The sequence below is a fragment of the Streptomyces sp. Ru73 genome, from assembly GCF_002920575.1.
GTDB lineage: Bacteria > Actinomycetota > Actinomycetes > Streptomycetales > Streptomycetaceae > Streptomyces.
On sequence record NZ_PQSQ01000073.1, the window covers coordinates 1 to 11,130 of the forward strand.

Annotated in this window: 13 protein-coding genes; 6 read left to right on the forward strand and 7 right to left on the reverse strand. The window is 74.1% G+C overall.

All coding sequences use genetic code 11. The features are described from left to right. The first annotated feature begins 199 nt into the window (after positions 1–199). Positions 200–1,618, forward strand: a complete 1,419-nt coding sequence (locus C3486_RS26135) for a sensor histidine kinase (protein ID WP_103835216.1) — start codon at positions 200–202, stop codon at positions 1,616–1,618. After that, positions 1,615–2,280, forward strand: coding sequence for a response regulator transcription factor (locus tag C3486_RS26140; RefSeq protein ID WP_103835217.1), 666 nt, complete (start codon positions 1,615–1,617; stop codon positions 2,278–2,280). The genes C3486_RS26135 and C3486_RS26140 overlap by 4 nt, the downstream gene beginning before the upstream one ends. On the opposite strand, the gene C3486_RS26145 is transcribed toward C3486_RS26140, so the two are convergent. Further along, the gene (locus C3486_RS26145) at positions 2,241–2,507 is read right to left on the reverse strand and encodes a DUF6332 family protein (RefSeq protein ID WP_103835218.1); all 267 of its coding nucleotides are present in this window, start codon (positions 2,505–2,507) and stop codon (positions 2,241–2,243) included. The two genes, C3486_RS26140 and C3486_RS26145, sit on opposite strands and share 40 nt — an antisense overlap. A gap of 169 nt (positions 2,508–2,676) precedes the next feature. Between C3486_RS26145 and C3486_RS26150 the strand changes: the two genes are divergently transcribed. Continuing rightward, on the forward strand, positions 2,677–3,543 hold the full coding sequence (locus C3486_RS26150) for an SMP-30/gluconolactonase/LRE family protein (protein WP_103835219.1): 867 nt from the start codon (positions 2,677–2,679) through the stop codon (positions 3,541–3,543). A 29-nt stretch (positions 3,544–3,572) separates the two neighbouring features. Here C3486_RS26150 and C3486_RS26155 read toward each other — a convergent pair whose 3' ends face one another. Both C3486_RS26155 and C3486_RS26160 read right to left on the reverse strand, forming a co-directional pair. After that, positions 3,573–4,382: a maleylpyruvate isomerase family mycothiol-dependent enzyme gene (locus tag C3486_RS26155; RefSeq protein ID WP_103835220.1), complete on the reverse strand. Its 810-nt coding sequence runs from the start codon at positions 4,380–4,382 to the stop codon at positions 3,573–3,575. Then, positions 4,369–4,800 carry an SCO4225 family membrane protein gene (locus C3486_RS26160; protein WP_103835221.1) on the reverse strand — a complete coding sequence of 144 codons (432 nt, stop codon included), beginning with the start codon at positions 4,798–4,800 and terminating at the stop codon, positions 4,369–4,371. Before C3486_RS26160 ends, C3486_RS26155 begins: the two co-directional genes overlap by 14 nt. A 337-nt stretch (positions 4,801–5,137) precedes the next feature. Between C3486_RS26160 and C3486_RS26165 the strand changes: the two genes are divergently transcribed. Together C3486_RS26165 and C3486_RS26170 are read left to right on the forward strand one after the other, a co-directional pair. Then, positions 5,138–6,370, forward strand: coding sequence for an ROK family protein (locus C3486_RS26165; protein ID WP_103835241.1), 1,233 nt, complete (start codon positions 5,138–5,140; stop codon positions 6,368–6,370). Positions 6,371–6,591: 221 nt separating this feature from the next. Then, positions 6,592–6,900, forward strand: coding sequence for an SHOCT domain-containing protein (locus tag C3486_RS26170; RefSeq protein ID WP_103835242.1), 309 nt, complete (start codon positions 6,592–6,594; stop codon positions 6,898–6,900). Positions 6,901–6,993: 93 nt separating this feature from the next. On the opposite strand, the gene C3486_RS26175 is transcribed toward C3486_RS26170, so the two are convergent. Together C3486_RS26175 and C3486_RS26180 are read right to left on the reverse strand one after the other, a co-directional pair. Continuing rightward, positions 6,994–7,506, reverse strand: coding sequence for an ATP-binding protein (locus C3486_RS26175; protein ID WP_103835222.1), 513 nt, complete (start codon positions 7,504–7,506; stop codon positions 6,994–6,996). A gap of 294 nt (positions 7,507–7,800) precedes the next feature. Next, a complete protein-coding gene (locus C3486_RS26180) occupies positions 7,801–8,085 on the reverse strand; it encodes a hypothetical protein (RefSeq protein ID WP_103835223.1) in 285 nt (94 codons plus the stop codon). Between the two features lie 242 nt (positions 8,086–8,327). Between C3486_RS26180 and C3486_RS26185 the strand changes: the two genes are divergently transcribed. After that, the gene (locus tag C3486_RS26185; RefSeq protein ID WP_258052998.1) at positions 8,328–9,521 is read left to right on the forward strand and encodes a PLP-dependent cysteine synthase family protein; all 1,194 of its coding nucleotides are present in this window, start codon (positions 8,328–8,330) and stop codon (positions 9,519–9,521) included. Between the two features lie 90 nt (positions 9,522–9,611). Here the strand turns inward: C3486_RS26185 and C3486_RS26190 are convergent, their stop codons facing one another. Beyond that, the gene (locus C3486_RS26190) at positions 9,612–10,085 is read right to left on the reverse strand and encodes an SRPBCC family protein (RefSeq protein ID WP_103835224.1); all 474 of its coding nucleotides are present in this window, start codon (positions 10,083–10,085) and stop codon (positions 9,612–9,614) included. Between the two features lie 84 nt (positions 10,086–10,169). Beyond that, positions 10,170–11,012 (reverse strand): DeoR/GlpR family DNA-binding transcription regulator, encoded by an 843-nt coding sequence (locus C3486_RS26195; protein ID WP_103835225.1) that lies wholly within the window; start codon positions 11,010–11,012, stop codon positions 10,170–10,172. Positions 11,013–11,130 lie beyond the last annotated feature (118 nt).

Below are 11,130 nucleotides of genomic sequence, written 5' to 3' on the forward strand. Positions count from 1 at the left end.
AGTTCTTCGAGCAGGCCGTACTGCAGCTCGCCCGCTCGGTCGGCCTGCCCGCGCCCCCACGCTGAGCCGGCGGCCGACAGGTCCGCGCGCGGCGGAACGCCCCCGGCCGCGCTTCCCCGCCCCGTACTCCCCGCGGAGTACGCGGGCGCACCGCGCTCGGGGGACGTCGTGCGAGGTCGCAGCGGGCTAGCGTGACCGTATGGACAAGGGACGGCCGTCGTGGGTGCGGCACTGCCTCGCGTACGTACGCGGCGGGCGCCGGTCGCCCGCACCCCGAGGCACGCCGCCCTCCGCCGACCTCCCGGACGCCGACGGCCTGCCGGGTGCCGACGCTCTGCCGGGCGCCGACGCCCTGCCGACCGGCGACGCTCTGCCGGGCGCCGACGCCCTGCCGGACGGCGGCATCGGAGGCGGGCCCCACGGGACACATCGCCCGGCCCCGTTCCGCTCCCTCCCCTGGCGTTCGACGGTGTTCATCGCCGCGATCGTCCAGGTCGGTACGCGGTTCGCGGCGCACGGGCAGCCGGGGCGGGTGGCGCTGGACGGTCCGGCCGAGGTGCTGCTCGTCGTGGGCTCCCTCCTGTTGCTCGTACGGCATCGGTGGCCGCGCGTCGCCGCGTTCGGTACGGCGGCCGTGGCGACGCTGTACCTCGCCGGCGGCTATCCGTACGGTCCGGTCTTCCTGCTCGTGGCGGTCGGCTGCTTCGCCGCGGTCGTGGCGGGGCGGCGGATCGCCGCCTGGAGCGCGGTGGGGCTGGTCTGGGCCGGGCACCTCCTCGTCGCGCACTGGCTGTACCGGTGGCTGCCGCCCGGCACCGACGGCGCCGCCCCCTGGGGACAGGAACTGGCCGTCACCGCCTGGGTGGTGGCGATCCTGGCCGCCTCCGAGCTGGGCCGCGTACGCCGCGAACAGCTCGCGCACGCGCGGGCCGAGCGCGCGGCCGCCGAACGCCGCCGGGCCGACGAGGAGCGGCTGCGGATCGCCCGCGAGCTGCACGACGTCCTCGCGCACAGCCTCTCGGTCATCAACGTCCAGGCCGGTGTGGGACTCGCCCTGCTCGACGACGACCCCGAGCAGGCCCGTACCGCCCTGACGACGATCAAGGGGGCCAGCAAGGAGGCGCTCGGCGAGGTCCGGCAGGTGCTCGACTCGCTGCGCGCGCAGGGGCGGGCGCCCCGCGCGCCGGCGCCCGGACTCGCCCGGCTGCCCGAACTCACCGAACAGGCGAAGAGCGCGGGCCTGCACGTGACGGTGACGGTCGAGGGCCGGACGGCCGGAGTGCCGCCGGGCGCGGACCTCGCGGCGTTCCGTATCGTCCAGGAGGCGCTGACGAACATCGTGCGGCATTCCGGAGCCCGCACGGCACGCGTCCACGTGGCGCGTACGGCCGACGCGCTGCGCATCCGTATCGACGACGACGGTCCGGCCACCGGTGGCGGCCCGGCCGGCGGCGGGAACGGCCTGGTCGGCATGCGGGAGCGCGCCGCCGCGCTCGGCGGCGAGGCCGAAGCGGGGCCGCGCGCTGACGGCGGCTTCACCGTGCGCGCCACGATTCCGCTGCGGGGCGGCGGCGGGGCCGGCCGGACGGCGGCCGGGGACGACGAGGAGGGCACGTGATCCGGGTACTGCTCGCTGACGACCAGGTGCTGGTGCGGGCCGGCTTCCGGGCGCTGCTGGCCGCGCAGGCCGACATCGAGGTGGTCGGGGAGGCCGCCGACGGGGACGAGGCGCTGGCGGCCGTGCGGGACCTGCTGCCGGACGTCGTGCTCATGGACATCCGGATGCCGGTCGTGGACGGCCTCGAGGCGACCCGGCGGATCACCGGGGACGAACGGCTCGCCGCGGTGAAGGTGGTCATGCTGACCACCTTCGAGCTGGACGAGTACGTGTTCGAGGCGATCCGGTCGGGCGCCTCCGGCTTCCTCGTCAAGGACACCGAACCGGACGAACTGCTGCGCGCCGTGCGCGCGGTGGTGGCGGGCGACGCGCTGCTGTCCCCGGGGGTGACCCGGCGGCTGATCGCGGAGTTCGCCGCCCGCTCCAAGGAACCGGCCGCCGCGGCGGAACTGGACCGGCTGACCGAACGCGAGCGGGAGGTGATGGCGCTGGTCGGCATCGGGCTCTCCAACGAGGAGATCGCGCGCCGGCTGGTCGTCAGCCCGCTCACGGCCAAGACGCACGTCAGCCGCACCATGGTGAAGCTCGGCGCCCGGGACCGGGCCCAACTGGTCGTACTGGCCTACGAGTCGGGGCTGGTGCGCCCCGGCTGGCTGGGCTGACGCCACCGCCACAGGACCCGCACCACCCGGAGCGCGCACGCCGCGCCGCCGAGCACCGCGGCCGCCATGAGCCAGGAGCCGCGCCAGGAGGCGGACACCAGTCCCCACAGGACGGGCGCGGCGCAGAGCAGGAAGACGAGGCCGCCCGCGAGCGCACCGGTCACGACGGCGAAGGCGATCTCGACGGTGACGGCGTCCCGTTGGGCCTGTGAGCGGGTCGGAGACACGGAAGGAGTCTGTCATGCGCCCGGGATTGCCGCTGCCCTCCGGCCCTACATAGGCTGAGCGCTCCCGGCCGGTCACCGGCCGGAACCCGCGCATGCACGGCAGTGGCGCACGCCTCGTGCCGGGGCTGTTCGCGCCCGAAGAACTGGTGCCGGAGGAAGGCGAGCGGTCATGAGGCATTGGGACGTTGCCGTACGGTCGAGTGCGCGGCTGGGCGAGGGGCCCACGTGGGACCCCGCGCGGGCGCTGCTGATCTGGGTCGACATCCTCACCTGCCGGGTGCACTCCTACGATCCCGCCACCGGCCGCCGGACCGTCATGGTCACCGAACAGCACGTCGGCGCGGCGAAGCCGCGCGCGGGCGGCGGGCTGGTCGTCAACCTCCGGGACGGCGTGGGCCTCTACGACGCCGACGGGGCCTTCTCCTGGCTGGCGTACGAGGCCGTGCCGGGGCGGCGCGGCAACGACGCGGCCGTGGCCCCCGACGGCGCGCTCTGGGCCGGGACCATGCGGTACGACGAGGCGCCGGGCGGCGGCACGCTGGCGCGGATCGCGCCGGACGGCAACGCGGAACCCGTGCTCCCCGACGTCACGGTCAGCAACGGCATCGGCTGGAGCCCGGACGGCCGGCTGATGTACTACATCGACACCCCGACCCGGCGGATCGACGTCTTCGAGGCGGGCGAAACGGGCTGGGGCGGCGCGGTGGAGAAACTGGTGCCCACCCGCCGCGCCTTCGTGGAGATCGAGGAAGGCGCGGGCTTCCCGGACGGGCTGTGCGTGGATGCGGAGGGCGGCGTCTGGGTGGCCCTCTGGGACGGCGGCCAGGTGCGCCGCTACACGCCCGAGGGCACCCTCGACCGCACGGTCGACCTGCCCGTACGCCGCCCGACGGCCTGTGCCTTCGGCGGCCGCGACCTCACCGACCTCTACATCACCACGGCGCAGGAGGACGCGCCGCGGCACCCCCTGGAGGGCTCGGTGCTCGTCGTCCCGGGCGCGGGCAGGGGGCTCGCACAGCCGGCGTTCGCCGGCTGAGGAGCGCCGCCAGGCCCGTCTCGGGGCGGTCAGACGGCGAAGAGCTCCCGCCAGAGCCGCGCGAACGAGCCGTCCTCGTCCGACGTCACCGTCACGGCCGCCGAACTCTGCCACGGCAGGCGGTTCCACAGCATCGCGTAGAGATCCGCCGCCGGGCCTTCGAGCACGCAGTCCGGCGCCGGGCCACCGGAGCCGGTCGTGGCGCCGTCGTCCTCGCCGGTCGCCGTCACCCGCTCCGTGCGCGGCGGTTCGTCCGAAATCCGCACTCGCCAGGCGGCACAGCCCGCCCCCGAGGCGTCGGGTGCGTCCGTGGTGCGTATATACAACTCCTTGGCGGGCGTCGTGCGCGCGCGGTCCCGGTCCCGGGGGAGGAAGCCGGTCAGCAGCTCGTCGATGCCGTCGGCGGCGAACACGGGGTCGACCGCGGAGAAGCCGGCGCCCAGCGCGGTCTCGGCGTCGATGCGGTGCATCGTGGTCTCGTGCGCCTGCCGGCGGGCCCAGAACGCCAGCGGGGAAGGGGCGGACAGGAACGTCCAGCAGGACAGGTCGGCGGGCGCTGCGGACAGCGCGGCGACCAGCGCGTCGTGCCCCTCGCGCACCCACGCCACCAGCTTCGGCCCGTCCAGGTCGGGCGCCTCGGGGAACGGCACGCGTCCTCCCGGCGCGCCCGTGACGTATCCCGTCGCCCAGCGGTGGACGCTGCCGATGTGCGCGAGCAGGTCGCGGACCTGCCAGTCGGGGCAGGCCGGGACAGAGGCGTCAGGGCCGGCCCGGTCGGCGGCGTCGGCGAGCAACGAGCCCTCCCTGCGGAGGATTTCGACGTAGTCAGTGATCTCCATGGCGTTGAGTGTGCCAGCCGCCACTGACAACCGGCCGGGGCGCGGCGGGCCGGCCGCGCAGACCGCGGTGTACCAGGCCGAGCAGCAGCGCGTTGACCAGCGCGGCGAGGGCGAGGGTGGTGACCGAGTACCACGCGGGCGCACCCGCGCCGGACCACAGCGCGTCCCCGGCGAACCACAGCGGGAAGAGCGTCGGGGAGGTGAGCAGCGCGGCCCAGACGCCGGACATGGAGGCGTCCGGGTGGTCGATGAAGAGCGAGTCGACGACGGCGAAGACCACCGCCGCTGCGACCAGCGCCAGGTAGACGCGCGAGACGGGATTCCCGAAGGTCAGCCGTCCCAGGCCGCGCAGCCAGGGCGCCTGCTGTGCGTCGGGGCGGGGCTTATCGGGGGCGCGGAGCCGGGGTGTGGCGTTCATGTGTCCCCCCAGGGGCGGTCCAAGTGCGGATACAGCGGTACGCGTCCAGTCGTACGTGCTCCGGGCGGGACGGACATCCGTGTTCGTACTCACGAAGCGGTGTCCGTACTCAAGTATCGAGCCGGTTCCGGCGGCTGTCAGTGCGTGGTTCCGGCCGCGTCCGCGCCGGGCGTACCGGGGCGGGCCGGGCGCTCCTGCCCGCAACGGAGCGGTGGGTGCGGTCCGTACCGGGGCGGGCGCGAGGTAGCGTCTCGGTGTGCGGTGCGCGACGGGGCGATTTCCGTGAGGCGGCGGGCCGTGTTTTGTTCATGACGGATACAAAGTCAGAATGGACGGCGTGACCCACACTCGGACGACCAGGCTGGAGCGGGGCCGCGGGGCGCTCGGACCCGCGCTGGAGCTCGTACACACCGGGCGCGCGCCCACGCGTGCCGTACTGACCTCCGAACTCGGCGTGACGCGCGCGACGGCCGGCGCGGTCGCCGCCGAACTCGAAGCACTCGGCCTCATCACCGTCGACGCGCACCCGACCGCCGCGGCGGGCACCCAGGGCCGCCCCTCGCACCGGCTGTTCATCGCCGAGCGGGGGCCGGTCGTGCTGGCCGTGCAGATCCACGCGGACGGCTACCGGGTCGCGCTCGTGGGGCTCGGTGGCCGGATCGTGTCCACCACGTCCGGCTGCGGCACGATCCCCGCCGATCCCGCCCGCATCCTGTCCGAGGCCGTACAGGCCGGCTCCGGCCTGCTGCGGGAGAGCGGGCGGCGCTGCCTGGGCGCGGGGCTCGCCGTGCCGTCGGCGGTCGCCGAGCCGGACGGTGAGGCGCTCAACCCGCTGCACCTCGCCTGGCCCGCCGGCGCCCCCGTACGGCGGCTGTTCCACCAGGCGCTCACCGACGCCAAGATCCCCGGCGTCACCCCGGACGTCGGCTTCAGCGGCAACGACGTCAACCTCACGGCCCTCGCCGAACACCGCCACGGCGCCGGCCGCGGCGCCCGCGACCTGCTCTGCGTGGCGTCCGGCCACCGCGGCGTCGGCGGCGCGCTGGTCCTGGACGGGCGGCTGCACAGCGGCAGTTCCGGGCTGGCCCTCGAAGTCGGCCACCTCACCGTCAACCCCGAGGGCGCGCCCTGTCACTGCGGCAGCCGCGGCTGCCTGGACGTCGAGGCGGACCCGCTGGCCTTCCTGGGTGCAGCGGGCCGCGCTCCGGGGCCTGAGGGCTCGCTGCTCAAGCAGGCGACCGACCTGCTGCGCGAGCAGTACGCCGACCCGTCCGTACGGGCCGCGGGGGAACTCCTGATCGACCGGCTCGGCCTGGGCATCGCGGGGCTCGTCAACATCCTCAACCCCGACCGCATCATCCTGGGCGGGCTGCACCGCGCGCTTCTGGAGGCCGATCCGGAGCGGCTGCGTGCCGTGGTCGCGGACCGCAGCCTCTGGGGGCGCAGCGGCGGCGTACCGATCCTGCCGTGCACCCTGGACCACAACGCGCTCGTGGGCGCGGCGGAACTGGCCTGGCAGCCGGTGCTGGACGACCCGCTGATCGTCCTCGGCGCCGAGTCGGCCGGCTGACCTCCCGGGTCTGCGGTCGGCTGCCCCGTACGTCAGGCCCGTCACCAGCGTGAGCCGCGCGTGTACGTCCGGGCCGCGGTGTGGACGGCGCTCCCCCCGGCGTACTCCCCGAGAGGTAGCCGGGGTGCCGCTGTCCGTACGACGACGGCGGGCGGCCGGCGGAGGAGGCTCGAACTCGAAGGTGCTGCAGAAGCGGCACGGCTTTCGAGGAGCTGATCATGATGGACGTTCTGGCGATGCCCTGGTCCGGCGGTGGCCCCGGGCCCTGGATCCTGTTCTTCCCGCTGCTGTGGGCGGTCGCCGTCATCGGTGCGGTGGCCGTGCTGCGGCGCTTCGTGTGGCGCGGCCGCGGGCCCTGGCAGCGGCCCGGCGGACCCGTTGGCGCGGCGTCCGGCGCGCCCTCGCCCCTCACCGTGCTCGGCAACCGGTTCGCGTCCGGCGAGATCGACGAGGACGAGTACTGGCGGCGGCTGTCCGTCCTGGAGGAGCAGTTCGGGGTCCGTGACAAGCGCAAGGGGAGTGCGCCGTGACCCCGGCCGCCACTGAGAGGCGGCGGCCCGCGTACACGAAGGCGCCCCGGCCCGCGAACGGCTGAGCGCCCGGCCCCCGAAGGGACCGGGCGCTCAGCCCACGTGTGCGCCGCGTGCGGACGCGCGTGCTCCGCCGCTCGCCTCCGTGTGCTCCGCCTCGGGCGGCGCCGTCGGCAGGGCGGTGAGCGCGTGGCCCGGCTCCTCGCGGCCCCGGGTGGGCGCGGGCAGCGTGAACCAGACGACCTTGCCGCTCTCCTCCGGGCGGGCGCCCCAGCTCTCGCTCAGCTCGGCGATCAGGGTGAGGCCCCGGCCGCCGACGTCCAGCGGCCCCGCCGTCGTGGGCTGCGGCAGCCGCGGGTCGAAATCCCGTACGGACACGGTCAACTGGTCCAGCAGGACCGACAGTTCGACCGTGCACTGTTTGCTCGGACGGGCGTGCTGATGGACGTTGGCGAGCAGCTCCGTCACCCCGAGGGTCGCGGCGTCGATCAAGGCGTCGAGACGCCAGTAACGTAGCTGTGCCGATACGATTCTGCGCATCTGTCCGATGCGTGCCGGCAGGGCTTGGAGCTCCACCGCGCAGTGCCTGCTGGGCTGCCTGATCACGACCGCGACTCCCTGATGAGGCCGGGCGCGCCCGCCGCTACGGATCGCGAGGACCGGGTCCGGCGATGTCCCGTCCACCGAGAGTCACCGATGGTGAACTCTCGGTGATACGAGTACCAGGGTCGGCCCGCTCCCGTACTCCCGCAACCGCAGGCCGCCCGCAACCCCAGCGCGTCCCACCGGTCTTCACTCGAATGCAGTCGGCGTTCCCCCGCATGCGGACGCGTGCTCCCGCTGTCGTCCGCGTGCGGCCCGTAGGCCCCGTCGTGCCGTGTCCGTCCGCCGTCCCCGGCGTCAGGTGCGTGCGCCCGCCGCCCGCACCGCATCCATGAAGCGCTCGGGCGCGCCCATGGTCAGCGAGTAGCGGTGTCCGTTGAGCGTGGCGAAGGCGCGGTCCCTGGCCAGCAGCTTCGGGCGGTGGGCCTGCACCGACGACAGCGGGGCACTGTCGATCTCCGTGCCGTAGCTCGTCAGCAGCGCCAGCCTGCCGTCCCTGATGATGACCTGACCCGCACGGGTCAATGAACGCAGCCAGCGCTCGATGCGCACACCGGTCGCGTTGAACTCCGGCTCCCTCATGGAGCACCGCCTCCTCCGCACACATGGCCCGGGGGTGAGGCCCCCGCCGTCAAGAAGTCTGCCCGGAACCCGGCCCGGGCACCAGTTCCCCTGGTCGCAAGCCTCTCGAACACGCATACCCAGATCGCTCCTTGGGGCTACCCAAAGCGCTGTTTATGCAGGTGAGAACTGTGAGGCGGATGGTTATCATCGACCCGGCCCGGCAGGAGCCGCGGGCCGGACCCACCGCGAGGAGCACGCCGATGAGTACCGCACAGCACACGGACGGGCGGGACGGCGGCCTCACGGGCGACAGCCGTCCCTCCTGTGCCGCGCCGGCCGCCCCGGAAGGCGCGCCGCTGCCGACCCTCGACGTCGACCGCACCGACGCCGACTACCGCAACTGGCTGAAAGATGCCGTCCGCAAGGTGCAGGCGGACGCCAACCGCAGCGCCGACACCCATCTGCTGCGCTTCCCGCTGCCCGAGCAGTGGGGCATCGACCTCTACCTCAAGGACGAGTCGACGCACCCCACCGGCAGCCTCAAGCACCGCCTCGCGCGCTCCCTCTTCCTCTACGGGCTGTGCAACGGCTGGATCCGGCCCGGCAAGCCGGTCATCGAGGCGTCCAGCGGCTCCACGGCCGTCTCCGAGGCGTACTTCGCCAAGCTCATCGGGGTGCCGTTCATCGCGGTGATGCCCGCGACGACCAGCCGCGAGAAGACCCGCCTGATCGAGTTCCACGGCGGCACCTGCCACCTCGTCGCCGACCCGCGTACCGTCTACGACGTCTCCGCGCGGCTCGCCGCGGAGACCGGCGGCCACTACATGGACCAGTTCACCTACGCCGAGCGGGCCACGGACTGGCGCGGCAACAACAACATTGCCGAGTCGATCTTCCAGCAGCTGCGCCTGGAGCGGTATCCGGAGCCCGCCTGGATCGTGGCCACCGCCGGCACCGGCGGCACCTCCGCGACCATCGCGCGCTACGTGCACTACACCCAGCGCGACACCCGGGTGTGCGTCGCCGACCCGGAGAACAGCTGCTTCTACGACGGCTGGCTCAACGGCGACGCCGAGACCGACTGCCGCACCGCCTCCCGCATCGAGGGCATCGGACGGCCGCGGATGGAGCCCAGCTTCGTGCCCGGCGCCATCGACCGGATGATGAAGGTGCCGGACGCGGCCAGCGTGGCGGCCGTACGGGCCCTGGAGGGCGCCATCGGCCGCAAGGCGGGCGGTTCGACCGGCACGGGGCTGTGGAGCGCCCTGCGGATCGTCTCGGAGATGGTCGCGGCGGGCCGTACCGGCTCGGTGGTCACGCTCCTGTGCGACCCCGGCGACCGCTACCTGGACAAGTACTACTCCGACGCCTGGCTGGCCGAGCAGGGGCTCGACATCACGCCGTACGAGCGGACCCTGCGGACGTTCCTCGCCGAGGGCACCTGGCCGGACTGACGTAGCGGGAGCCCGTGCCGTACCGGGGCGCCGGGTGCTTGCGCCGTACCGTGGCGCCGGACGGTCACACCGAGCCGAGACGCGGCACGGTCACACCGTGACCAGGCGCCGGTCGAGCCGGCGCATCGAGTCGCGGAAGGCGCGGCCCAGCATGGGCCGGGCCAGCTGCATCACCGTGCGGAACGCCGCGGGGCCGTCTGCCGCGAACGTCCAGCGCACCAGCGTGCCGCCGGTGCCCGGGGTGAGCCGCCAGTCCTCCAGCAGGGCGCGGAGGCCCGGCGCGTTGGTCTCGTCGACACGGTAGGCGTAGTGCTCGGCGGCCTCGGCCGCCATGATGCTCTCGCGGAAGCGGGTGCCGCCCGTCAGCCGTACGACGCGGCCCTTGCCGCCGTCGACGGGCGTGATCCGGGAGACGCCGGTGAACCAGGCGCTCCAGGCGCAGACGTCGTCGGCGAGCGCGGCGTACACCGCTTCCGGGGGCGCGGACAGCTCGGCAGCGAAGACCATCCGCAGCGGCGCGGACTCGGCGAAGTCGAGCCCCACCGGGCTCAGTCGGCGCGTCATGGGACGGACACCCCCTGCAGACGGTGACGAAGCGGACACCGGCCGTCGAACACACCGGCGACGCACACCATAGCTGGCGCCTCGTCACATGTCTGCGTCGTCCTCCGGCTCACCCGCCACCACCAGCCGCGGCGGCAGCTCGGCGAACTCCGCGCGCGCCCGAGCCGGCAGCCCGGAATCGGTGACCAGCACGTCCACCTGGTCCAGCGAAGCGAACGAACTCAGACCCACGGTGCCCCACTTCGTGTGGTCGGCGACCACCACGACCCGGCGCGCCGACCGCACGAAGTGGCGGTTGGTCTCCGCCTCGGCGAGATTCGGCGTCGACAGCCCGGCCTCGACGGATATGCCGTGCACGCCGAGGAAGAGCACATCGAAGTGGAGCGAGCGGATCGCGGCGTCCGCGACCGGCCCGACCAGGGTGTCCGACGGCGTCCGCACGCCCCCGGTCAGCACGACCGTGGCCGCACCGGGGCGCGGGCCGCCGGCACCGGCCGCCGCCCGCTGCGCGGCGTAGAAGACGTCCGCCACCCGGACGGAATTGGTCACCACGGTGAGGTCCGGCACGTCCAGCAGCTGATGGGCCAGCGTGAACGCCGTCGTGCCGCCCGCCAGCGCGATCGCGCTGCCCGGCGCCGCCATCTGCGCCGCAGCCTCGGCGATGGCCTCCTTCGCCGACAGCTCCAGCGAGGACTTGGCCTCGAAGCCCGGCTCGTGCGCGCTCGGCTCGCTGACCGGGACCGCGCCGCCGTGCACCTTCTCGACCACGCCCTGGCGGGCCAGCGCGTCCAGGTCCCGACGGACCGTCATGTCCGACACGCTCAGCTTGCGCGTGAGCTCGTTGACCCGGACGCCGCCGCGCCGCCGCACCTCGTCCAGGATCAGGGCGCGCCGCTGCTCGGCGAGGAGGTTCTGGTTGTCACTCACCCGGCCTGTCCCTTCGTCCCGGCTCACCGCGCGCCGCACAAGCGCTGTCGTTCGGAGACATCCTCGCACGGCGCACTGACACCGACTCGCGGGCCCGGACGAGGTGAATGCGGTGCCC

What these genes read in the sequence shown, in the direction of transcription:
- C3486_RS26160 (WP_103835221.1), bottom strand. Translation starts at nt 4,800, where the DNA reads ATGAACGCCACACCCCGGCTCCGCGCCCCCGATAAGCCCCGCCCCGAC.
- C3486_RS26180 (WP_103835223.1), bottom strand. Translation starts at nt 8,085, where the DNA reads ATGAGGGAGCCGGAGTTCAACGCGACCGGTGTGCGCATCGAGCGCTGG.
- C3486_RS26155 (WP_103835220.1), bottom strand. Translation starts at nt 4,382, where the DNA reads ATGGAGATCACTGACTACGTCGAAATCCTCCGCAGGGAGGGCTCGTTG.
- C3486_RS26170 (WP_103835242.1), top strand. Translation starts at nt 6,592, where the DNA reads ATGGACGTTCTGGCGATGCCCTGGTCCGGCGGTGGCCCCGGGCCCTGG.
- C3486_RS26150 (WP_103835219.1), top strand. Translation starts at nt 2,677, where the DNA reads ATGAGGCATTGGGACGTTGCCGTACGGTCGAGTGCGCGGCTGGGCGAG.
- C3486_RS26190 (WP_103835224.1), bottom strand. Translation starts at nt 10,085, where the DNA reads ATGACGCGCCGACTGAGCCCGGTGGGGCTCGACTTCGCCGAGTCCGCG.
- C3486_RS26185 (WP_258052998.1), top strand. Translation starts at nt 8,328, where the DNA reads ATGAGTACCGCACAGCACACGGACGGGCGGGACGGCGGCCTCACGGGC.
- C3486_RS26135 (WP_103835216.1), top strand. Translation starts at nt 200, where the DNA reads ATGGACAAGGGACGGCCGTCGTGGGTGCGGCACTGCCTCGCGTACGTA.